Raw genomic sequence first — 22,409 nt, 5'->3', positions numbered from 1 at the left:
TAGTGGGGAAGCGGAACCGATTTTGCGAGCCTGTTCAGCCGAAGACCGATCCGATCTTCGTGAGACCGTCTCCGGCAGGCTTCATGACTGCCCAGTCGTCGGCCAGTCCGTCGGCCAAGGTCTTTAACCGCTCAAGCATCGCCAGCATCGGATAGGGGCCGGTGCTGATGCGGCAGGCGCCCACGTCGAACAGAGTCTTCGCAGGCGGTGCGTCGGGGCCCGCCATCAGGCTGATCGGGCCGCCGATTCCGTCAGCCAGTCTGCGGACGACAGCGGGATCCGTCGTTCCGGGCAGGAAGACCACTTCGGCCCCTGCGTCCAGCCAGGCGCGCCCCCGTTCGATCGCCATTTCGATCCGCTGTTCCTCGTCGTCGCCCAGCCTGAGCAGGAAAACATCCGTCCGGGCGTTGATCAGCAGGTCAGGCGCGGCCTCGCGAAGGGCGGCGATGCGGGCCTGCTGGGCCCCAACCTCGATCACTTCGCCCGGCGCGGCATGATCGGCGTCCTCAAAATTGATCCCGACGGCGCCCGCCGCCCAGGCCTGGCGTCCCGTCTCGGCCGCATCGGCTGCGGCTGCGCCATAGCCTGCCTCGACATCGGCGTTCAGCGGCAGGTCGATGGATCGCGCGATGGTCGCGATCTCCCGCATCATCGCCTCGCGATCCAGCCCCTGGCCGTCCCGCGCGCCGCAGGCCCAGGCGACGCCCGCGCTGGTCGTGGCCACGGCGGAGAAACCGGTGGTCTGGAATATTCGCGCGCTGGCGGCGTCCCAGCAATTCGGCAGGATCAGACAGCCCTTGTGATGTTGCTCCCTGAACGCCTCGGCGCGTCGAATCTGATCGGTCATGCCTATCTCCCTGTGTGGCGACGCCGTTTGGCATGAAAGCCACGCTCGCTGCTGGCGATATTCGGACGCGACCTGAATCCGAGCCGGCGCCAAAGTTTCGCCCCAAGACGACCCGCGACTGGCGTCAAGAAACAACCGGAGGAAGCCATGTCACGCATCATCAGGATCGCGGCTCTGTCCGTTCTGAGCCTGTCGTTCGCCGCGCCGCCGGTCGCCGTGCCGAGCGTCGCCCTGGCCAAGCCGCTGGATGGCGAGCCGACGCCGGCGGCGTGCCGACCGTTGGGGTTCGAGCTGGCGCCGCCGCCACCTGCTTTCGTGGCCACGCCGCCACCTCCCCCGCCCGTGAACGTCCCCCCGACCCGAAAGGCGGATCGCGTTCCGTATGGCGCGCCCCCGCCCCCGCCCCCGCCCCCTCCTCCACCGCCGCCGCCAGCGCCTCCTGCGCCGCCTCCCCCTGCAGCGATGGCGGGGAATGTGGTCGTTACCGGCTCTCGGGTTTCGGCCATCATGCCGGCGCCCGCGCCGGTCGACACCGAGCGCTATCCCGACGCGACGCCCAATCCGGTGAAGCGGACCAGCGATCAGCCGGTCTCGACCTTCTCCATCGATGTGGACACGGCGTCCTATTCGAACGTGAAGCGCTTTATCGACGAGGGTCGTGCGCCGCCCAAGGATGCGGTGCGGGTCGAGGAGCTGATCAACGCCTTCGACTATGACTATGCCCGGCCGACCAGCCAGACCCGGCCCTTCGCCATCACCACGGCGGTCGCGGCCTCGCCCTGGGCTGACGGGCGTCAGATCGTGCACATCGGCCTGCAAGGTTATGAACTGCCGGCGGGCGAGCAGCGTCCGCTGAATCTGACCTTCCTGGTCGACGTCTCCGGCTCGATGCGCAGTCCCGACAAGCTGGACCTGGCCAAGAAGGCGATGAACCTGGCGATCGACCGGCTGAGGCCACAGGACACCTTGGCGGTGACCTATTATGCGGAAGGCGCGGGCACGACCTTGCAGCCTACGAAGGGCGACGAAAAGCTGAAGATGCGCTGCGCGGTCGCCAGCCTGAAGGCCTCAGGCGGCACGGCCGGGGCGACCGGCATGACTAACGCCTATGACCAGGCCCAGGCGAACTTCGCCCGCGACAAGGTCAACCGCATCCTGATGTTCACTGACGGCGACTTCAATGTCGGTGTGACCGACAACAAGCGGTTGGAGGACTATGTCTCCGACAAGCGCGGGACAGGCATCTATTTGTCGGTCTATGGCTTCGGGCGCGGCAACTATCAGGACGCGCGGATGCAGACCATCGCCCAGGCGGGCAATGGGGTCGCGGCCTATGTCGGGAACCTGAGGGATGCGCGTCGGCTGTTCGGGCCGGCCTTCGACAAGGGGGCCTTCCCCATCGCCGACGACGTCAAGATCCAGGTCGAGTTCAATCCCGCCCGCGTCGCCGAATGGCGGCTGATCGGCTATGAGACCCGGCTGTTGAACGAGGAAGACTTCAACAACGATCAGGTCGATGCAGGCGAGGTCGGATCCGGCGCCAGCGTCACGGCCCTGTACGAGATCACCCCCGTCGGCGGCCCGACCCAGGTTCCCGAAAGGCGCTATCCCGACAACCGTATTGGGGTCGGCGGCGGCGATCCGAACGGCGAGATCGGCTTTATCCAGGTGCGCTACAAACAGCCGGGCCAGAGCCGCTCGGACCTGATCCAGCAGCCGCTGAACAACCGCGCGGGCGAGCCGGTCAGCGCCCAGCCGCCCGAGGCCACGCGCTGGGCCATCGCGGTCGCCGGCTTCGGTCAGAAGCTGCGGGGCGATCCGTGGATGACGGCCGACTATGGCTGGGACCGGATCATCGATCAGGCGCAGGGGGCCAGGGGCGAAGATCCCTATGGCGACCGGGCCGAGTTCGTTCAGCTGGTGCGGGCGGCACAAGGCCTTCCCCCTATGCGGACGCCCTGACCGGAACCGCCACGCTCGCGGCGGGTTTTCAGCGCAACGCTTCAAGCAAAGGAAACCCGCCATGAAGATCCGCGACGTGATGACCAAAGACGTGCATCTGGCCCGGCCCGCCGACACCCTCCAGGATGTGGCCAGCCGCATGGCCAAGGGCGACTTCGGCTTCGTGCCCGTGGCGGACGGCGATCAGCTGATCGGCACGATCACCGACCGTGACATCGTGGTGCGCGCCCTGGCGACCGGCGCGGCCCCGTCGGCAGCGGTGGTCGAGTTCATCACGCGTGATCCGCAAACCGTGCTGGACACCGATGACCTTAAGATCGTGCTGGACCTGATGGGCTCCAAGCAGATCCGTCGCGCCCCGGTCGTGGACAAGCATGGCCGCGTGGTCGGCGTGGTGTCGCTGGGCGACCTGTCGACGCGCGTGAAAGAGAAATACGCCGGCGAGACGCTGGAAAGCATCTCACGTTAAGACCTGCGTAACCGCGCCCCGACACCCGCCGTCAATGATCTTGATTCATTCTGGCTGCGGGTTTCGGAGAGTGGCATGGCGCGCGCGCAGTTCCAGAAGGGTCAGAAGGTCTGGGTCGAGTGCGTCGGCGCATGGGCCTTCATCGAACAGGTCCAGCCCGTCTGGGCCAAAGGCTTCGAGGAGCCCGTGCGCGTCACCTATGACGTCGGTCTGGGGCGCGAGTTCACCGCCAATGAACTGATGCTGGCGGCCGACGATCCCGCCTCGGATCAGGGGCCTGGCGAGTGGCGGCTGCTGCGCGCGCGCAACAAGTGGCAGCTGCCCGAGGACTGCCTGCATCATCCCCACCCCGGCACCTATCCGGTCGTCGTCACCGATCGGGCGGACTGGGGCGGTTGGCGCGTGCCGGGGGCCGAATATGATCGCGACCCGCAGCATATCGAGTTTCAGGCCCGCCTGATCGCCGCTGCGCCGCAGTTGATGCGCATCGCCCAGGATCTGGTCGATCTGGTCGCCGAGACGCCGGACGATGCGCCGCCTGCCGTCCTGACCCTGGCCCGACAGGCGCGCGACACCCTGCAGGATGTGACGCGTGTGCTGGAGCCCGCGCCGGACCGCCTGACGGCGCCCGCCGCCGCATAAAAACCCGTTAAAAGCGCGCGCCGAGCCTCGACACGAATCCGCGACGCAGCCTAGATTCCCGCAACGAAGTGTTTGTCGGAGGGCCAGGGCTTGCGGGACGAGGAGCGGCGCGAAAATCGGTCGGGGCGGCGCGCCTCCGACCGCGCCGCCGGCGCGCCCGCCTGGTTGCGGATCGCCGTTCTGGTCCTGGCGCTGATCGCGGCCGGCTATGCCCTGATGGCGTCGCGCGAAGTCAGCCGACCGACCCGCGAAATCAGCCGCCTGGAAGCCGAAAACCTCAAGCTCAACGCCGAACTGGCCGCCAGCCAGACCGCCGTCCTGATCCAGTCGGCCGAGGCGGGCTTGGCCGCCGGCCGCACCGCCATCGCCGCCAAGCGCCCGCCCATCGAAGTCGTGGAGGCCGCACAAGCCGCCGCGCCCAAGGTCGCCTTCACCCTCGTCGGTCCCGGCGAGACGGTGCAGGCGTTCAAGGGCGAAGGTTCGGTCGTCGCCGGCCAGGCGAATGTCGACGGCCTGAGGCTGGAGGCGCGGATCGCGCCCGTCCTGCCGAATGGCGGCGAAGCGCGGATCGTGTCGGCGGGCGGCGTGGTGCTAGCCTCGGCGCGCGCCGCCGAGATCGGCCAGCCCATCCGCACTCTGATCGGCGTTGACGCTTCAGCCCTGGCCGATGGGGCAGAACCACGCGCTGTGACTCTGGGCGGCGAGCCTCGGATGGCGAGCGCCGCCGCGACGCGCCCGGGCGGTCCGTTTGTGGTCGCGGTCTCTGAGGAGACGACCGCCTCCTTCTTCGACGACGCCTGGGTGATCGTCGTGCCGCTGCTCCTGGGTCTTGGCGTCGTCGTCCTGTTCATCCTCTACGGCCTGCGCCAGACGCGTCAGCATCGCGAGCGGGTGGCGACCGAGAAACGGTTCCGCATCGCCGTCGAAGCCGCGCGGTGCGGGGTGTGGGAGTGGGATGTGGCCAAGGGCGAGGTTTCGCTGTCGGACTATATGGCCGCCCTGCTGGGCTATCCGCGCGGCGGCGTGACCGACGCCGAGGATGTGATCGGCCGCGTCCATCCACGCTTTCAGGAAGAGGTCCGCCACGCCCTGCGACAAGCCGCCGCCTATGGCGCCTTTGAGGTCACCTTCCCGGTGGCTGGGCCGGACGGGCGGGCGCGGTGGATCGACGCCAGGGGTCAGGCGCGTGGCGAGCGCGGCGATACGGGCTTTTCCGCCATCCTGGGCGTCGCGCTGGACATCACCGAGGCCCGGCGCGCCAAGGCCGCCGCCCAGGCCGCCGAAAGCCGGCTGCGCGACGGGGTGGAGAGCATCTCCGAGGCCTTTGTCCTGTTCGACCGTCAGGGGCGGCTGATCCTGTGGAATCAGGCGTTCGAGGACGCCTTCAACTTCGAGCACGGGGTGGTGCGGCGCGGCGCGCTGAAGGACGAACTGAACCGGATCGCCGGCCTGGCCATCAAGGCCGAACACCGGCCGGCCAGCGGTCGTGCGGGCCTGCGGGAGGTCGAGCTGAACGACGGCCGCTGGCTGCAACTGTCCGAGCGGTTCACCTCCGAAGGCGGCTCGGTCGTCACCGCCGCCGACATCACCGCCATCAAACGTCAGGAGGCCGAGCGCCGCCGCGCCGCCGACGATCTGCGGGCTACCGTCGACCAGCTGGAGTCCAGCCAGGAGAAGCTGTCGCTGCTGGCCCGCAAATACGAGGTCGCCATGACCCGGGCCGAGGCCGCCAACCAGGCCAAGTCCGAGTTCCTGGCCAATATGAGCCACGAACTGCGCACGCCTCTGAACGCCATCAACGGCTTCTCGGAAATCATGGCCAGCGAGCTGTTCGGGCCGCTGAACGAGAAATACAAGGGATACGCCGGCGACATCCTGAAGTCGGGCCAGCACCTGCTTAGCCTGATCAACGACGTGCTGGACATGGCCAAGATCGAGGCCGGCAAGATGACCCTGCACTATGAGCCGGTGTCCTTGCGCGAGGTGTGCGAGGACGCGGTGCGGCTGATGCGCGGCAAGGTGCAGGATGCGGGCCTGAAGATCGCGGTCGAGGCCGGCGACCTGCCCGACATCGAGGCCGATCAACGCGGCGTCAAACAGGTGATGCTGAACCTGATCTCGAACGCCGTGAAGTTCACGCCCGAGGGCGGCTCCATCGTCGTGTCGCTGAAACCCTTCATTGGCGCGCAGGGCGAGGACCGCGTTCGCGTCGCCTGCGCAGACACCGGCATCGGCATCGCGCCCGAGGACCTGGTCCGCCTCGCCCGCCCGTTCGAACAGGTCGAGGGCCAGCATTCCAAGACCACGCAAGGCACCGGCCTGGGCCTGGCCCTGACCAAATCCCTGATCGAGATGCACGGCGGCCAGCTGAGCATGGAAAGCCAGCCAGGCGTCGGCACGGTCGTCAGCTTCGACCTGCCGGTGAAGCGCCCGGATCAGACCGTGCAGCCGATTCGGGCGGCGTTCGCGGCTTAAGGCTTTGGCATATATGGCCAGCCGAAAAGCTGCTGCGGTTTTCGGCATATCCGAGACCTTCTGCCCGTAGGCTGCGAGCGCGAACTGTTGAGCTTTTTCGGCGGCCCGATCAGAGTGCATTTATGAGCCTCCGATCCCTTTTCGCCCTTGGTCTCCTCACTCTCGCTGGATGCGCTCCATTTCCGAAAGGGCCGCCTTTGATCGGGTACGATCCGGCGCCTTACGGCGACGCATTCCGGGCGGCGGCGACGGAAGCAGTCATCCGGAAAAAGCTGGGAAAGGGCTTCTACGAAGCCTTCGGGGACAAGGCTTATACGATAGGCAAGTCCGGCCTTTGCGCGGAGGACTCGCTCCAGCAGTTCTTATCGCAGCAGCAAGGATGCGCGCTGCTCGGTCCAGGCGACGATCAAGACTGCCGCGAACTGGAGCTTTGCATCCGGCTCACATTGAGCAGCGCATTATTTAGAGACCCAGAGATCAGGTCGGCTGTCGAATCCGCTTTGCTACGGCCCTGCGATGCGCTCACTCCGCCTCGAGATCTGCCATACGCACGATGGCCTTCGGCCGTTGGCAAGCCCGCGACCGCCAGTTGGGACTTGCTTGGCTGCGGCAGTCGTCTTCAGGTGGATGGGCGCGACATCTCATTTCACGAGAACGGCGCCCAAACCGTTATTTCATTCACGATTAGACGCACTTAGCGGAAGCAGCCCGATCGCGAAACAATCTGCAAGCCCCGCTGACGAAAGGGCGCTGCGTCCGCTATGACGACCCGCAAGACGCCCTATACCAACTCCACGCCCATCGCCGTAGCCTCGCCGCCGCCGATGCAGAGGGCGGCCATGCCCTTGGTCTTGCCGTGGGCTTTCAGGGCGGACAGCAGGGTGGTCAGGACACGCGCGCCGGAGGCGCCGAGCGGGTGGCCCAGGGCGCAGGCGCCGCCGTTGACGTTGATCTTGTCGTGGGGGATGCCAAGTTCCTGCATGGCGATCATCGGCACGATGGCGAAGGCCTCGTTGACCTCCCAAAGATCGACGTCGTCGGCGCTCCAGCCCGCCTTCTTCAGCGCCTTTTGCAGGGCGAAGACCGGGGCGGTGGTGAACAGGTGCGGCTCGTGGGCATGGGCGGCCTGGCTGACCACGCGGGCGACCGGCGTCAGGCCCAGGGCCTGGGCCGTCGATTGGCGCATCATGACCAGGGCGGCGGCGCCGTCCGAGATCGAGGCGGCGGAAGCCGCGGTGATGGCGCCGTCCTTGCCGAAGGCGGGCTTCAGATTGGGGATCTTGGAGGGGTCGGACTTGGTCGGCTGTTCATCGCGGTCGACGACGATGGGGCCCTTGCGGGTCTTGACCTCGACCGGCGTGATCTCGCTATCGAAGGCGCCCGAGCCTTGGGCCGCTTTGGCGCGTTCGACGCTGGCGACGGCGTAGGCGTCCATTTGTTCACGGGTAAATTGGTAATCTCTAGCCGTGTCCTCGGCGAACTGACCCATCAGCTTGCCGGGGGTGTAGGCGTCCTCCAGCCCGTCCAGATACATGCTGTCGGAAATGACGTCGTGGCCGATGCGCGCGCCGCCCCGGTGCTTTTGCATCAGATACGGGGCGTTGGTCATCGACTCCATCCCGCCCGCAACGATCACATCGGCTGAACCGGCGGCCAGCGCATCGTGCGCCATCATGGCCGCCTGCATGCCCGAGCCGCACATCTTGTTGACGGTGGTCGCCTCGGTCGAGACGGGCAGGCCCGCGCCCATACCCGCCTGACGCGCCGGCGCCTGGCCCAGGCCCGCAGGCAGGACGCAGCCCATGATGATCTGCTCGACCTTTTGCGGATCCAGGCCCGCGCGGTCCAGCGCCGCCTTGACCGCGACGGCGCCCAGGTCGGTGGACTTGGCGTCGGACAGCACGCCCTGGAAACCACCCATCGGGGTGCGGGCGTAGGAGACGATGACGACGGGATCGGCGGACGGGGTCGCGGACATGGGGACGGCTTCCTCTATTTCGCGCGAGAGATAGCGATCCCGGCCGGTCAGGAAAAGTGCAGCCGCCGATACTTGCCCCGGAAATAGAGCAGCGGATCGCGGCGCGGCTCGAACCGGGCGCGCCGGACCCGGCCGATGATGACCAGATGATCGCCTGCCTCGACGATCTGCTCGGTTCCGCATTCGAAGCTGGCCAGGGCGCCCGACAGGATGGGCGCGCCGGTGTCCCAAGTTTCCCACGCCACGTCCTGGAAGCGGTCGGCCTGGGACCGGGCGAAGACGCCGGAGGTCGGCTGCTGGCCGATATGCAGGACATTGATGGCGAAATGTTCGGCCTTGCGGAAGCGGTCGACATTGGTGGACGAGCGGGCCAGGCAGAACAGGATCAGCGGCGGGTCCAGCGACACCGAGGAGAAGGAGTTGGCGGTCAGGCCGACGGGCTGACCGGCCTCGTCCAGGGTCGTGACCACCGTGACCCCGGTGGCGAAACAGCCCAGGGCGTCGCGCAGGGTGCGCGGGTCGGAGCCGGCCTGATAATGCAGGGCGTCGCGCGGGGCGTGGCGTTCGAGGAAGCCCAGGAGGGCGGCGTTCTCGGCCTCGACCGCGTCCGGCGCCTGGGCTCGCGCGATCGTCTGGATCGGGACGCCGGCCAGCTGCGCCTCAAGCTTGGGCGAGACCGCCCCCTGCCCTTCGGCGACGACCACCAGACAGCTGGCCAGGGCCGGGCCGGTGACGGAAAGCGCAGGCGCGACCGCCTCCAGAGTCGTGTCGGAACAGACGATGGCCGGGCGAGAGGGAAGCTCGGTCAGCAGTCGACGCAGGGCGGCGGAGCTGTCGTCCGCCTCGTCGAAGTGGGCGGTCAGCATGACGTGGCGGCCGGCCTCGACCAGCGCGCGCACCGACCGGCGCCAGTCGCCGGACAGACGCTCGGGCGCGCCGATCAGCAGGACGATGGGATCCTCGGGGTCGCCCCAGCTTTCGACGTCCAAGCCTCCATTCGGGGGCGGCGATGCGGTCATGAGGCGGGGCGGTCCGGTCTGTCGTGAAGCGTAGGCGCGATCCCTATTAGGGGAAGACCGGCGCCCGGCGCCAGAACTGTATCAGCCGCCGTAGCCCCGGCCGCCGCCGCCGAAGCCGCCGCGCGAGACGACGGTTGTGCGGCTCTGCACCCGCGTCGGGGCCTGACGGGCCACGTCGCCATGCTCGCGCGCATTGGTCAGGGTCTTGCCGGTGCGATAATCGCGGTAGGCATAGCCGCCGCCGTAGCCGTTGGACAGCTGACCCTCGCGGTCACGATACAGCGGGCCGCCGCCGCGATAGCCGCCGCCGTTCAGCATCTGGCCGACGATGAAGCCGGTCAGCAGCGGGCTGAAGAAGGAGCCGCCGTTGGTGTTCGGCTGGCACTGCGACGGTCCCCACTGGCCCTCGCACTCCTCGCGGGTGGCGTAGCGCGGCGCGGTCTTGGCGGCCTCTTGCTGAGCCTTGGCCAGGGCGGCGTCGCATTCGTTGTCGGGAATGTCGTTGGCGGCCTTGCACTCGTCCAGCGACTGATAGGCCAGGGTCGGCTCGGGCTCGGGCGCCGGCACGCGCTGGGGCGAACCGCAGGCGGCCAGCGAGAAGCTGGCGGTCGCCATCAGACTGCTGACGTGCAGGACGCGCGAGCGCTTCAGCCGGCGCATGGTGTCGGTTTTGGCCAGGTTCTGGGGCAGATCTTTGGGGTCGGTCATGGGTTCACGACGTCATGCAGGCGGCGTTGAGCAGGCCGACGCAGATGGAGATGGAGGCCAGATAGACGGCCGCGGCGATCTCGCCCGCCTCGATGCGGGCGACCAGGTTGCGGAAGGCCATGCGGCTGATGGCGACGAAGACGACGATCTGGATCACGCCGGCCAGCAGGGCCCAGGCCGCGAACTCCATCAGGCTGACGGTGTGCGACAGGGCCGAGGCAAGCGGCAGGACATAGCCGATCAGGGCGCCGCCCAACGCGATGGCGGCGGCCGTGTTCCCCTCACGGATCAGCGTATGTTCGTGATACGGCGTGACCCACTGGTAGATCAGCTTGAAGGCCAGGGTGAAGGCGCCCGCCATGGCGAAGGCGATCAGGAAGGCGATCGCCCCCTGCTGAAAAATGAACCAGTCGAACATCGGTCTTGCCCCCTCGGATTGCGCGCTCAGGCGCGGAATTCGGCCATTTCCAGCGGAATGCCGATCATGATTTCGTGCGTGGTGTCGCCGCCCTCGGGCTGCTGCTCAAGCGCCAGCATCAGTTCGCGCCCGCCGCCCAGCTCGCGTGCATACAGCATGCAGGTCTGGAAGATCTTGGCATAGGGCGCGGTCGCGGCGCGGTCGTCCCAGATCGTCTCCCACAGGGTGACGGGCGGCTGGATGGCGTCGCTCTCGGCGAACCAGAAGCGGGGATAGTCGGGCAACTCCTCGGCCGCGCCGTGAAAGACCGGCGCCGACAGGCGGTCGCGCCAGATGCGGCGTTCGCGCTCGCCCGGCGGATAGGCCGAAGTCCAGGGCACGAACAGGCTGAAGTCGTAGGATTCCAGCCCGGCCTCGTCGTCGCTCATAGCCTGAAACATGACGTGGTCGTCGGTGTAGAAGCGATGGACGAACTGGCCGCTGTCCAGGCTGACCAACCCCTGCGCCGAGATGTCCAGCACGTCGCGATCCAGGGTGAAATGGGTCTCGTCGCCCAGCCGGCGCCAGGCCAGCGGATCCAGCGACACGGTGCGGCCGACGGTGATGTTGCGCACCGTCGCCAGCCGATTGGCAGGCGCGGCCTTCTCCGACGATCCGAAAAGCTTCTTGAACATAGGACGATCAGGATCCGGCCAGGCTCGGCTGGCTCAGCCGGGCCGCCGAGACATAGAACAGGCGGTCGCCCTGTTCCACGCCTGTTTCCGGCGAGGGATTGAAACGCGGCGAATCCGCGCCGTCCGGCTGATGCGCCAGAAGGGTCGCGCGGTGCTGGAGGAAACGCTGCGTCAGGTCGCCGACCGACCGACTCGCACCGGCCCATCTCAGGCTGAACAGCGTTGCGCCTTCGTCGAGGTGGCTGGTCAAGGCGCTGATGACTTGGCTGGAACCCGGATCGCGCGCGGCGCGGGCCAGCATTTCCGGTGCGGACGACAGGACGATCTCGACCCCGGGACAATGCTGCGCCAGCAGCCGCGCGCTATCGGCATCATCGAAGAAGCAGACGATGTGCGCGGCGTCCGGGGCTATCGCCGAGACGGCCAGGGTGGCGGTCAGGGTGTCGGCGTCATTGCTGGCGTGGATCAATATGCGACTGGCGTTCGCTGCACCCGCGCGCGTCAGCCCTATCGTCGAGGTCAGGCTTTCCGTCTGGACATAGCGAATGCGCGGATCGACGTCCGCCACCGCCTGCCGCGTCAGTAGCACCAGGGTCTGCGACCGGTTCAGCTCCGCACACAGTTCCTCGACCATCTTGGGCGTTCGAACGGGGTGATAGCCGACCAGCAGAATCGTATCGGTCATCCTTGAATAGTCTCCCTTGCCCGATCTCCGGGCGCGCCAGATGTCGCCGATCCCGGCCAGCACCTTGGCCACGACCGTCGTGAAAGCCGCGATGGCGCCGGGAAAGATCCACAAGGCCGTGATCAGCCGCCCGCCGACGCCTTGCGGACTGAGGTCTCCATAACCTACGGTGTAGGCTGTCGTCGCGTACCAGTAGAAGAAGGCCAGCGGATCGTGCAGTTCCGCTTCGTGGGCGATGGCCAGGAGAAGCCACGACGAAACGGCGTGAAAGAGGATCAGACTGCCCAGCATACGCCAGTGCATATCGGCCATGGCGTGGAACGCCCGGTCGAAAATCACGGCCAGCTTCATTCGCGGCAGCAGCATATGTCCTTCCCTCGCGTCTAGATGAACCCAGACCTCTAGACGAAGTCAAGCGTTCATGTTACGCGTTTCATGTAACATGCCGAACGACTCATCGCCCCCTTCCGCCGCCAACGACCGCATTCGTGCGTGGCGACAGGCGCGTCGTGAGGCGGGCCTGGTCAAGCTGGAGCTTTGGGTGCCGGCCGCTGCCCGCGACGACGTCAAGGCGGCCGTGCGCGCCATCGTCACCGACTCAACGCGCGGGCCACAGCTTGCGGGGCGCCCGCGCCGCCCCACTTCCGATTCCATCACCTCTGGAGACGACCATCAAATGGACGCCGTGATCGAGACCCCCTGGACTGTGCCCGCCATCAAGGCGGCGCTGGACGGCTCAACCCTGCTGCGTGACGGCGAAATGACCCTGCGCGTGGTCGAGGGCGCCGAGCCGGTGCTGCTGGCGACCATGCACGAATACGGCGACCTGCCGGTCTATCTGAGCGTCGGCGGCGCCCAGATCGTCTGTTCGGTCCTGCTGTGGCCGGTGTCGGAGCAGAAGGACCGCCATGCCTTCAACGAGTTCCTGCTGAAGGCCCAGCGCGTGGTGCCCCTGTCCAACTTCGCCATCACCAATGTCGGTGGCGAAGACGTGTATGAACTGATGGGCGAACTCTCTTGCAAGACGACGCTTCAGACCATCCTGATCGAACTGCGCACCCTGGCCGAGAATGCGATCGACGCCACCGAACTGCGTGAAACCTTCGGCGCCGACGCCGCCTGATCCCGGAAGACCGACCATGTCCATGCTCAGAAAACTGTCCGCCCTGTTCCGCGGCACGGCCCACGATGCGGCCCAGGGCGTCGTCGACGCCAATGCGCTGAAGATCCTCGACCAGGAAATCCGCGACGCTGACAACGCCCAAGGCAAGGCCCGCGATGACCTGGCCGGCCTGGTGGCGCGCCGCCGCATGGCCGAAAACGAACTTGCATCGTTCAGGGACCAGATCGCCAAATACGAAAGCTCGGCCCGCACCGCCCTGGGTCAGGGCAAGACCGACTTGGCGCGCGAAGTCGCCGGCCGCATCGCCGAGCTGGAAGTCGAGATCACCAGCCGCGGCCCGCTGATCGAGGACATGAAGACCGCCGAGACGCGCCTGCGCACAGCCATCGCCTCGACCGACCAGAAGATCGAGACGCTTCGTCGCGAGATCGACATCGTCAAGGTCAACGATTCCGTCCAGAAGGCCCAGACCTCCGTCGCCCTGAACTCGGCCGGCGCCCAGTCGCGCATCGGCTCGGCCGCGGACAGCCTGCAACGCATCAAGCAGCGCCAGGCGATCCAGGAAGAGAAGCTGAACGCCAGCCAGGCGCTGGAGGATCGCCGCACCGGCGCGGACCTGGACGCCAAGCTGCGCGAGGCCGGCATCCTGCCCGGACATTCCTCGGCCGACGACGTCCTGGCCCGCCTCAGCCAGCCGGAGGTGACGGTGGTCACGCCGCGCATCGGCCAATCGACCCCCGACAAGGACCCGGCATAACCCATGGAGCGTCTGCGCTTCGATCCCCGAACCGACTGGGACGCCAAGGCCGAGGAGCTCGGCTTCACCTGGCGCCATACCGACGGCAAACCCTATTGGGACGAGTCGGCGGCCTACGCCTTCTCGCTGGCCGAGATCGAGGACGAGATCGAGGCGCCGACCGAGGAACTGCACGGCCTGTGCCTGGAGCTGGTCAACGAGGCCGTTCAGTCCGAGCGACTGATGGAACAGCTCGATATCCCGGAGACCATGCGGGACTATGTGGCCGACAGCTGGAAGCGGGGCGATCCGTCCCTGTATGGCCGGTTCGACTTCGCCTATGGCGGGACGGGGCCGGCCAAGCTGTATGAATACAACGCCGACACCCCGACCAGCATCTATGAGACGGCGGTGTTCCAGTGGCTGTGGCTGGAGGATCAGATCAAGGCCGGCGCCCTGCCCGCCGATGCGGATCAGTTCAACAGCCTGCATGAAAAGCTGGTCGATCGCTTCCGCGCCATCTTCCCGGACGGCGGCTTCGTGCATTTCGCCTCCGACGCCGATTTCGTCGAGGACCGCCAGACTGTGCGCTTCCTGGAAGACCTGGCCCAGCAGGCCGGGTTGGAGCCCCAGTTCGTCGCCATCGACCAGATCGGGCTGAACGCCGACGGCCGGTTCGTCGATCACGAGAACTGGATCATCCAGGCGATGTTCAAGCTCTATCCATGGGAGCAGATGCTGCGCGACGACTACGCCGCGCCCCTGCCGACCGCCGACGTGACCGTGCTGGAGCCGGCGTGGAAGAGCATCCTGTCCAACAAGGCCATACTGCCGTTGTTGTGGGAGCGGCATGCGGGCCACCCCAACTTGCTGGAAAGCTATTTCGAGGGCGATCCGGCCGAGGCGGCGCTGGGCTCATCCTACGTCCGCAAGCCGTTGTTCTCGCGCGAAGGCGACAATGTCGAACTGATCGACCAGGGCGTCAGCGCCGCAGAGGTGGTGGACGGCGGCTATGGCGCAGGGCGTCACATCCGCCAGGCGCTGTGCGATCCGCCCCTGTTCGACGGCAATCATGTGATCGTCGGGTCGTGGGTGGTGGGAACGGAGCCGGCGGGCATCAGCCTGCGCGAGGATACGGGCCGCATCACCCGGAACACCTCGCGCTTCGTGCCGCACTTCATCCGCGACTGAGACGCCGGCAGGCAACCAAGCCGGACGACCGCCGTTTTGTCGGCTGACATCAACCGACAAGAAGCCTCCCCATGCGCAACGTCCGCCTCGCCCTGATCGCCACCACCGCCCTGACCCTCGCAGGCGGCGCCGCAGTCGCCCAGACGCAATACCCTTCGACGACCCAGGATCGGCTGGGCGCGGTCGTGGGCGCCCTGTTCGGCGATCGTCTGGGCCTGTCGGCGATGGATCAGGCTTGGCTGCGCGGCGGCCGTCCGCTGCGTGACGGCCAAAGCCAATTCTCGACCCGCGTGGACGCCAGCGTGCGCGCCGGCGGCGTCTCCGCCTCGGCCGCGACCCGGCTGCGCGCCGACTATTCGGCCCTGGTCGATCTCGAAAACCGCTACGCCGCTGGCGGCATTTCGGCCCAGGAACGCGCGGATCTGAACGCCCGCTACACCGCCCTGACGCAGACGCTGGAAGCCGGCGCGTCCGGCTATGCCGACATGGACACCGTGGCCCAGGGCCGTGCGGACTTCGAGACCCGCGTCAACGCCGCCGTGACCGCGCGCCGCATCACCCGCACCGAGGCGACGCGCCTGAAGTCCGACTATCAAGCCCTGATCCAGTTGGAGAGCCGCTACAGCGCCGACGGCTCCATCAGCGCCAGCGAGCGCGCCGATCTGGACGCCCGTCTGGACGCTCTGGACCTGCGTGTCGGCGACGGCCCGGCCGGACAGACGCCGTCGGCCAACCTGCCCGCCCGCACGCGTCTGGCGAACCTGGAAACCGCCCTGACCGTCGCCGAACGCTCGGGCGCCGTCAGCCGCACAGAGGCCGCCGATATCCGCGTCGAGGCCGGCGATCTCGCTCGCCTGGACGCCGCCTACAGCCGCACCAGCCCCTCGTTCGACGACGCGGCCTACCTGAGCCGCCGCATCGGCGAACTGGAAATGCGCGCCCGTCGCTAAGCCGTGACCAAGCGTCCCGCGCGATCCGGCGCGGGACGCCTATCGGGCCACGCTTGTGCATTGGGGTCTCTGATTTCACGCCGGGCCGGAAATCGCGTATGGGCCGCCTCATTCGCCCCTGTACCGCTGGTCAAGCCGCAACCCCATGTCCCTGAACGCCTCCCGCACGCTGTCCATCGCCCCGATGATGGACTGGACCGATCGGCATTGCCGGGCGTTTCACAGGGCGCTGACGCGCAGGGCCTTGCTCTACACCGAGATGGTGACGGCGCCGGCGGTGTTGCATGGGGATCGCGAGCGGCTGCTGGGGTTCGATGCGCTGGAGCATCCGGTGGCCTTGCAGTTGGGCGGATCGGATCCGGCTCAGCTGGCCGAGGCCGCCAAGGTCGGCGAGGCGTTCGGCTATGACGAGATCAATCTGAACGTCGGCTGCCCGTCGGACCGGGTGCAGTCGGGCAAGTTCGGCGCCTGCCTGATGCGCGAGCCGGAGTTGGTGGCCGACTGTATGGCGGCGATCAAGGGGGCGGTCAGCGTGCCCGCGACCGTCAAATGCCGCATCGGCGTGGACGATCAGGATCCGACCGTCAGCCTGTTCGCCACGGTGGACGCCTGCGCCGCCGTCGGGATCGAGGCTTTCGTCGTCCATGCGCGCAAGGCCTGGCTGAAGGGGTTGTCGCCCAAGGAGAACCGCGACGTGCCGCCGCTGGACTATGATCTGGTGCGTCGGCTGAAGCGCGAACGGCCGCATCTGAACGTCTCGATCAATGGCGGCATCGCCTCGATGGACGCCGCCGAGGCGCATTTAGCCGAGGTCGACGGCGTCAAGCTGGACGGGGTCATGCTGGGTCGCGCCGCCTATCACGAGCCGGCCATCCTGGGTCAGGCGGATCGTCGCCTGTATGGCGAGCCGGCCGAGGACACCGACGCCTTCGCCGCGCTGGAGCGATATCGGCCCTATATGGCCGCGCGTCTGGACGAGGGCGTCGCCCTGCCCGCCATGGCGCGGCACATGCTGGGTCTGATGCACGGCCGGCCGGGCGCGCGGGCGTTCCGTCGCATCCTGACGGTCGAGGCGATCAAGCCCGGCGCCGGTCTGGAGGTGCTGGACCGCGCAGCGGAGGCTGTGCGCGAGGCCGAGGCGAGGCGCGATACGGCGCCCGGCGACTGGGCGGCGTAACCCAATCTTCAGAGCCGGCTGGCAAGGTTAAGAGAACCCTGCCGTTTCGGACCTGCACGCCATGAAGACCCTGCTGATCGCCGCCGTCATCGCGACCGCCCTGCCCGCCACATCAGCCCTGGCGCAGGCCGACGGCCGGTTCGCCGTCGGCGCGCAGGTCGGCACGCCGGGCGCGGGCCTTCAGGCGCAGTTCGCGCTCAGCCCGGTCGTGGTGCTGCGCGGCGGCTATGACGTGCTGAAATGGGATCGGGATCAGACCTACAAGGGCATCGATTACGACGCCAAGATCGACTTCAAATCGCCGGGCGCCTTTGTGGACCTGCATCCGTTCCGCAACGGTTTTCTGGTCTCGGGCGGGGCCTATTTCGGCGATCGCAAGGTCGATCTGGACGCCACGCCCACCGGCAACGTCAATGTCGGCGGGGCGACCTTCACCCCGGCCCAGGTCGGGACATTGACCGGCCGCATCGACCTGGAGAGCACCGCGCCCTTCGTCGGCCTGGGCTATGACAACACCTTTACGCGCGGCGGAAGACTCGGCTTCCGCATTCTGGCCGGCGCGGCCTTTGGCGATGCGCCGCAAGTGGATCTGGACGCTCGCGGCGGGACGCTGTCGAACGACCCTACCTTCCGTTCGCGTCTGGATCAGGAAGAGCGTGAGATTCAGGCCGAGGCCGATGATTACAAGGTCCTGCCGGTGCTTCAGGCGGGCCTGAACTTCAGGTTCTGACGCCTGGGAAGTCGTCCCGATGCGCGAAGGCTGGGAATAAATAGGTTATGCAAAACAGGGTGTTAACCTAGAAACAAATCGTAACAGATGGCGCCAACAGCGGTTTCGCCACTTTCTCGCCACAGGTTAACGCGACAAGGCCAGCGCCGGCGGCGTTGGGAGCCGGTGTCTCCTGAGCGAAACTCATGATCGGCGCCTCCGCTGCTATCGCCATGCTTTGGGCTGCCGTATCGTCTGTGACGAGCGGGCCTGTCCCCTACAATGACGTCGTAGCGGCGGATCAAGTCAGGACTGAAACCCCTGCCGCCATCGTCGGTTCCGATGAAGTCGAGACCGCTCTAAGCGCCGAACAGGCCGAACTGATGGCCTCCGATCCCGACTGGCGCGCGTCGGCGCGCCTCTATCACGCAGGCGGCGGCGGCGCGACGGGCAACGATTCGCTGGGTTGCCGCCCGATCGCCATGCGCACCGTCGCGGTCGATCCCCGCGTGATCCCGCGCCGCACCAAGCTGTTCATCCGCGAAACGGTCGGCCTGCGTCTGGCCGACGGAACCATCCACGACGGCTACTGGTACGCCTCCGACACCGGCGGCGCGATCAAGGGCCAGAAGATCGATCTCTACACCGGCAACGGTCGCGGCTCGATGAACCAGGCGCAGCGCCTGAACATGCGCACCCTGACCATCGTGGACGCCGGCGACTTCGACGGTTGCCCCCCCGCCTGGACCACCGCGTCCAACTGATCCGGCCGATCATGAAAAACGCCGGCTGACCGCGAAGGTCAGCCGGCGTTTTCGTGTCTGATGGCTTACGCCGATCAGTCCATCTCGGACACTTCCAGCGTGGACTGCACCATCGAGCCATTATAGGTGCCGACCCAGATGTCGTAGCGGCCGCTCTGCGGATTGGTGATCGTCACCTTTGGATCGACGCCGCCCGCGCCGTCGTCGTCGCAGTAGAAGCGGCCGTTGGGCGTATTGATCAGCAGGGTCGTGTCTTCCGATGCGCGCACGCGGAAGGTCAGATCGGCGTCGCCCGGCTCGAAGAAGATCTGGATGTCGGGAGCCGAGCTGACCGAGCCTTCGCAGCCCGCCTTCGCGGCCGAGGCGGGCGAGGAACCGCCGGCCAGGATCGACTTGGTCCAGGGGTCGGGCGTGAAGCCGCCACGCAGATTGGCCGTGCCGTAGTTGGGCTCAAGATCGATGTTGGGCGCCGCGCCCGCCGCCGTTTCCGTGCCGCCCAGTTCGCTGATCTGCAACGTCGACTGGACCATGTTGTCGTTATAGGTGCCCAGCCAGATGTCGTAGCGGCCGCTCTCGGGATTGGAGATGGTCACCATCGGGTCCAGGTCGCCGCCGCTATCGTCGTCGCAGTACCAGCGGCCGCCGGGGCTGTTGACCAGCAGCGTCGTGTCCTCGCTGGCGACCGCCTTGATGGTCAGGTCCAGATCCCCGGCTTCGAAATTCAGTTGCAGGTCGGGCGCGGCGCTGACCTTGCCCTCGCAACCCGACTGCGCGGCCGAGGCGGCGATCGAACCGCCCGCGAGGATGGACTTGGTCCAGGGATCGGGCGTGAAGCCGGTCTCCAGCCGCACCGAACCGTAGTTGGGGTCCAGGGTGAAGTCGGGCTTGGCCCCGCTCTTCTGCGCCAGGCTGACGCCAGGGGCGAGCAGCACGGACGCAGCGGCGATGACGGCGATGGATTTCATGTTGCTCCCTCCAGCAGCAGCGGCGCCATGCCGCAGGCGGAGGTTAATCCGTTTCGCCGAACCGTGCAGCTTGAAATGCGGTCTCAGAAGCGGCGCCTGCCCGTCACCGTCTCGAAGAACAGGCGAAAGTCGCCCATCAGGCTCCACAGCGGATATTTGAACGTCGCGGGCCGGTTCTTTTCGAAGAAGAAATGCCCAACCCAGGCGAAGCCGTAGCCCAGCAGCGGCATGGCCAGCAGCCACCAGGCGTTCCGCGTCGCCACGAAGGCGACGAAGGCCGAGATCACCAGAAAGGTGCCGACGACGTGGATGCGCCGACACGTCCGGTTGGAATGCTCGTGGATGTAATAGGGATAGAAGGCCTCGAACGAGGCGTAACGGCCCTCAGGTGCGGACGGCGTACTCATGGGCGGAGGGTGCGCCAGCATCGCGTAGGTGGCAAGCGCCTATCCTCCCCCGCCCGCGGGGGAGGGGGACCGCGAAGCGGTGGAGGGGGCGAAGGCGAGCGCTACGACAACCGTGTCACACCCGATCCGTATCCGCCCCCTCCACCCCGCTACGCGCGGTCCCCCTCCCCCGTTTCACGAGGGAGGATCAAATCAGCCCTTGGGCTTGCCCTTGAATCCATCCTTTTTGAAGCCCGGCTTGGCCTTGAAGGGCTTCTTGGCATAGGGTTTGTCGCCCGAGGCGTTCGAGCGCGGATTGGCGCCGCCATCGTTCTTCGGCGCCCAAGGCTTCTTCTTGAACGGCGGGCGGGCGTCGCCCTCTCCGCCATCGGCGCGCTTGTAGGGGGTCTTCTTGAAGGGGCGGTCGCCATCCTCGCGCGGCTTGCCGGCGAAGCGGCTGGCCTTCATCGAGCCGGGCGTCGGGGCTTCCGACGGCGTGATCTTCACCTCGTCCTTGGAGGCGGCGACGGCTTCACGGAAGGCCTTCTCGTGGGTCTTGGCGACCTCGAACCGCGTCTCTTCGGGGAAGGTGCGGATGGCGCCAATCTGGGGCTTGGAAATGCCGCCGATGCGGCAGATCAGCGGGATCAGCCATTTGGGGTCGGCGTTCTTGTTGCGGCCCACGTCCAGACGGAACCAGACCACGTCGTCGGCGCCCAGGCGCTCGCCCGGCCAAGGCTGGGCCGCCGTGCCGTCATCGTTGCGGACCATGCGATCGCGCCTGGCCGGACCGCGATCCGAACCCGGATCGGACAGTTCTTCCGGCGCCGGCTGTTCCTTGCGCAGCAGGCGCACCAGGGCGGCGGCGATTTCGTCGGGCGTGCGCTCGGCGATCATCCGCTTGGCGACGACCATGTCCTCGTCCGAGACCTCGGCCTCGAAGTGCGACGGCGACAGCAGGCGATCCTCGTCGGCCTTGCGGATTTCGTCGAAGGTCGGGGCGCCGGTCCAGACGGCGTCGATACCGGCCTCGTCCAACAGCCGCTCGGCCTTGCGACGGCGCGAGTGCGGAACCAGCATGACCGAGATGCCCTTCTTGCCCGCCCGGCCCGTCCGGCCCGAACGGTGCAGCAGGCCGGCGCGGTTCATCGGCAGTTCGGCGTGGATGACCAGACCCAGGTCCGGCAGATCCAGACCGCGCGCGGCGACGTCGGTGGCGACGCAGACGCGGGCCCGGCCGTCACGCAGCGACTGAAGCGCGTCGGTACGCTCGCGCTGACCCATTTCGCCCGACAGGCTGACGGTCGAGAAGCCGCGCTCCAGCAGCGACGACTGCAGGTGACGCACGCTGTCGCGGGTCGAGCAGAAGACCATGGCGCGCGGCGCCTCGAACCAGCGCAGGGTATTGACCACCGCGTGCTCGATCTCGTTGGGCGCGATACGATAGGCGCGGTATTCGATGTCGGCGTGCTGGCGCGTCTTGTCGGTCGCGTCGATGCGGACCGCGTCCTTCTGATAGCGTTTGGCCAGGGTGGCGATCTCGCGCGCGATGGTCGCCGAGAACAGCAGGGTGCGGCGTTCGGCCGGCGCCTGGTCCAGGATGTGCTCCAGGTCCTCGCGGAAGCCCATATCCAGCATCTCGTCGGCCTCATCGAGGACGGCGACCTTCAGTTCGGACAGGTCCAGATTGCCCCGGTCGATGTGATCCTTCAGGCGGCCGGGCGTGCCGACGACGATATGGACGCCGAAGCCCAGCGCGCGGGCTTCACGGCGCGCATCCATGCCGCCGACGCAGGTGGCGATTTTGGCGCCGGCGTCGGCGTACAGCCATTGCAACTCGGCCGCGACCTGCATGGCCAGTTCCCGCGTGGGCGCGATGGCCAGGCAGAGCGGCGCGCCGCCGGGTCCGAAGATCGCCTTGTCGCCCAGCAGGGTCGGCGCAGCGGCCAGACCAAAAGCCACGGTCTTGCCCGAACCCGTCTGGGCCGAGACCAGCAGGTCGCGATCCGCATGCTCCGCCTCCAGCACGGCGGCCTGAACCGGAGTGGGTTCGGCATAGCCCTTGTTGATCAGGGCGCGGTCGAGCGCGGGATGGACGGCGGGAAAGGGCATAGGAAACCTGGGACAACGGACAAGGGCGGTCGCCGAAACGACCGCGCCCGGCCGAGGTCAGACCTCAGGCCGGGCGAATGATGGCGCTCTATACATCAATAAGGGCGCAAGCGGGGCGGAAAACGCCGTTCACCCTGTTCCTTCAGGCGACGTTGACCTGAAAGACGCAGTCTGGCGATCGAACCCACCGCGTCCGGAGCTTCGCCATGCAAGCGCTTTCTATCGCCGCCGCCGGAATGACGACCGCGCAGAACCGGTTCGACAACAGCGCGCGTCGCACCGCAACCGCGCCGCTGGACAATCTCGCTGAGGAAACTGTGGAGCGGATCCAGGCCAAGACCGCCCTCAGCGCCAACGCCGCCGTTCTGCGCACCGCCGACGACATGACCGGCACGCTGCTCGACATGCTGGCTTGAAGC

22 protein-coding genes are annotated in these 22,409 nt (G+C 67.3%); 12 read left to right on the top strand and 10 right to left on the bottom strand.

Translation table 11 applies throughout. The annotated features are described in order from the left end of the window. Positions 1 to 34: 34 nt before the first annotated feature. Positions 35 to 847 (bottom strand): isocitrate lyase/PEP mutase family protein, encoded by an 813-nt coding sequence (locus O2K97_RS04800; RefSeq protein ID WP_269220668.1) that lies wholly within the window; start codon positions 845 to 847, stop codon positions 35 to 37. Between the two features lie 147 nt (positions 848 to 994). On the opposite strand from O2K97_RS04800, the gene O2K97_RS04795 reads away from it, so the two are divergent. The 4 genes from O2K97_RS04795 (at position 995) to O2K97_RS04780 (ending at position 6,395) form a co-directional block, all read left to right on the top strand. Continuing rightward, positions 995 to 2,809 carry a vWA domain-containing protein gene (locus tag O2K97_RS04795; RefSeq protein WP_269220667.1) on the top strand — a complete coding sequence of 605 codons (1,815 nt, stop codon included), beginning with the start codon at positions 995 to 997 and terminating at the stop codon, positions 2,807 to 2,809. Between the two features lie 61 nt (positions 2,810 to 2,870). Beyond that, complete coding sequence (locus O2K97_RS04790; protein ID WP_269220666.1) at positions 2,871 to 3,278, top strand: CBS domain-containing protein; 408 nt, start codon at positions 2,871 to 2,873, stop codon at positions 3,276 to 3,278. Positions 3,279 to 3,353: 75 nt separating this feature from the next. Next, on the top strand, positions 3,354 to 3,920 hold the full coding sequence (locus O2K97_RS04785) for a hypothetical protein (RefSeq protein WP_269220665.1): 567 nt from the start codon (positions 3,354 to 3,356) through the stop codon (positions 3,918 to 3,920). A gap of 90 nt (positions 3,921 to 4,010) precedes the next feature. After that, positions 4,011 to 6,395: a PAS domain-containing sensor histidine kinase gene (locus O2K97_RS04780; RefSeq protein ID WP_269220664.1), complete on the top strand. Its 2,385-nt coding sequence runs from the start codon at positions 4,011 to 4,013 to the stop codon at positions 6,393 to 6,395. Positions 6,396 to 7,176: 781 nt separating this feature from the next. Here the strand turns inward: O2K97_RS04780 and O2K97_RS04775 are convergent. The 6 genes from O2K97_RS04775 to O2K97_RS04750 all read right to left on the bottom strand — a co-directional run bounded on the left by O2K97_RS04775 (position 7,177) and on the right by O2K97_RS04750 (position 12,243). Beyond that, the gene (locus tag O2K97_RS04775; protein WP_269220663.1) at positions 7,177 to 8,373 is read right to left on the bottom strand and encodes an acetyl-CoA C-acyltransferase; all 1,197 of its coding nucleotides are present in this window, start codon (positions 8,371 to 8,373) and stop codon (positions 7,177 to 7,179) included. A 47-nt stretch (positions 8,374 to 8,420) separates the two neighbouring features. Then, positions 8,421 to 9,362: a flavin reductase family protein gene (locus O2K97_RS04770; RefSeq protein WP_269220662.1), complete on the bottom strand. Its 942-nt coding sequence runs from the start codon at positions 9,360 to 9,362 to the stop codon at positions 8,421 to 8,423. Positions 9,363 to 9,473: 111 nt separating this feature from the next. Continuing rightward, complete coding sequence (locus O2K97_RS04765) at positions 9,474 to 10,100, bottom strand: DUF1190 domain-containing protein (protein WP_269220661.1); 627 nt, start codon at positions 10,098 to 10,100, stop codon at positions 9,474 to 9,476. A gap of 4 nt (positions 10,101 to 10,104) precedes the next feature. Beyond that, the gene (locus O2K97_RS04760; protein WP_269220660.1) at positions 10,105 to 10,518 is read right to left on the bottom strand and encodes a DUF350 domain-containing protein; all 414 of its coding nucleotides are present in this window, start codon (positions 10,516 to 10,518) and stop codon (positions 10,105 to 10,107) included. Between the two features lie 26 nt (positions 10,519 to 10,544). Beyond that, the gene (locus O2K97_RS04755) at positions 10,545 to 11,192 is read right to left on the bottom strand and encodes a DUF2491 family protein (protein WP_269220659.1); all 648 of its coding nucleotides are present in this window, start codon (positions 11,190 to 11,192) and stop codon (positions 10,545 to 10,547) included. 7 nt (positions 11,193 to 11,199) lie between these two features. After that, the gene (locus O2K97_RS04750) at positions 11,200 to 12,243 is read right to left on the bottom strand and encodes a potassium channel family protein (protein WP_269220658.1); all 1,044 of its coding nucleotides are present in this window, start codon (positions 12,241 to 12,243) and stop codon (positions 11,200 to 11,202) included. A gap of 76 nt (positions 12,244 to 12,319) precedes the next feature. On the opposite strand from O2K97_RS04750, the gene O2K97_RS04745 reads away from it, so the two are divergent. The 7 genes from O2K97_RS04745 (at position 12,320) to O2K97_RS04715 (ending at position 18,527) form a co-directional block, all read left to right on the top strand. Beyond that, positions 12,320 to 13,000, top strand: a complete 681-nt coding sequence (locus O2K97_RS04745) for a DUF2170 family protein (RefSeq protein ID WP_269220657.1) — start codon at positions 12,320 to 12,322, stop codon at positions 12,998 to 13,000. A 16-nt stretch (positions 13,001 to 13,016) separates the two neighbouring features. Continuing rightward, a complete protein-coding gene (locus O2K97_RS04740) occupies positions 13,017 to 13,757 on the top strand; it encodes a PspA/IM30 family protein (protein WP_045811908.1) in 741 nt (246 codons plus the stop codon). 3 nt (positions 13,758 to 13,760) lie between these two features. Next, positions 13,761 to 14,927 carry a glutathionylspermidine synthase family protein gene (locus O2K97_RS04735; protein ID WP_269220656.1) on the top strand — a complete coding sequence of 389 codons (1,167 nt, stop codon included), beginning with the start codon at positions 13,761 to 13,763 and terminating at the stop codon, positions 14,925 to 14,927. A 71-nt stretch (positions 14,928 to 14,998) separates the two neighbouring features. Then, complete coding sequence (locus tag O2K97_RS04730; protein WP_269220655.1) at positions 14,999 to 15,877, top strand: hypothetical protein; 879 nt, start codon at positions 14,999 to 15,001, stop codon at positions 15,875 to 15,877. Positions 15,878 to 16,022: 145 nt separating this feature from the next. Continuing rightward, positions 16,023 to 17,054: a tRNA dihydrouridine(20/20a) synthase DusA gene (dusA, locus tag O2K97_RS04725; protein ID WP_269220654.1), complete on the top strand. Its 1,032-nt coding sequence runs from the start codon at positions 16,023 to 16,025 to the stop codon at positions 17,052 to 17,054. A 61-nt stretch (positions 17,055 to 17,115) separates the two neighbouring features. Then, positions 17,116 to 17,784, top strand: coding sequence for a hypothetical protein (locus O2K97_RS04720; protein ID WP_269220653.1), 669 nt, complete (start codon positions 17,116 to 17,118; stop codon positions 17,782 to 17,784). Between the two features lie 185 nt (positions 17,785 to 17,969). Continuing rightward, positions 17,970 to 18,527, top strand: a complete 558-nt coding sequence (locus O2K97_RS04715) for a 3D domain-containing protein (protein ID WP_269220652.1) — start codon at positions 17,970 to 17,972, stop codon at positions 18,525 to 18,527. A 74-nt stretch (positions 18,528 to 18,601) separates the two neighbouring features. On the opposite strand, the gene O2K97_RS04710 is transcribed toward O2K97_RS04715, so the two are convergent. From O2K97_RS04710 to O2K97_RS04700, 3 genes are all read right to left on the bottom strand, one after another. Continuing rightward, positions 18,602 to 19,492, bottom strand: coding sequence for a hypothetical protein (locus O2K97_RS04710; RefSeq protein ID WP_269220651.1), 891 nt, complete (start codon positions 19,490 to 19,492; stop codon positions 18,602 to 18,604). Positions 19,493 to 19,575: 83 nt separating this feature from the next. Then, positions 19,576 to 19,899 (bottom strand): Mpo1-like protein, encoded by a 324-nt coding sequence (locus tag O2K97_RS04705; RefSeq protein ID WP_269220650.1) that lies wholly within the window; start codon positions 19,897 to 19,899, stop codon positions 19,576 to 19,578. Positions 19,900 to 20,091: 192 nt separating this feature from the next. Beyond that, positions 20,092 to 21,990 (bottom strand): DEAD/DEAH box helicase, encoded by a 1,899-nt coding sequence (locus tag O2K97_RS04700; RefSeq protein WP_269220649.1) that lies wholly within the window; start codon positions 21,988 to 21,990, stop codon positions 20,092 to 20,094. 206 nt (positions 21,991 to 22,196) lie between these two features. Between O2K97_RS04700 and O2K97_RS04695 the strand changes: the two genes are divergently transcribed. Further along, positions 22,197 to 22,406 (top strand): flagellar basal body rod C-terminal domain-containing protein, encoded by a 210-nt coding sequence (locus O2K97_RS04695; protein WP_269220648.1) that lies wholly within the window; start codon positions 22,197 to 22,199, stop codon positions 22,404 to 22,406. Positions 22,407 to 22,409: the final 3 nt, after the last annotated feature.

The sequence above is a fragment of the Brevundimonas vesicularis genome (assembly GCF_027105095.1).
GTDB classification, from domain to species: domain Bacteria; phylum Pseudomonadota; class Alphaproteobacteria; order Caulobacterales; family Caulobacteraceae; genus Brevundimonas; species Brevundimonas vesicularis_E.
The sequence above is the reverse complement of the archived record's forward strand: the minus strand, read 5'-3'. Positions and strand labels throughout refer to the sequence as shown.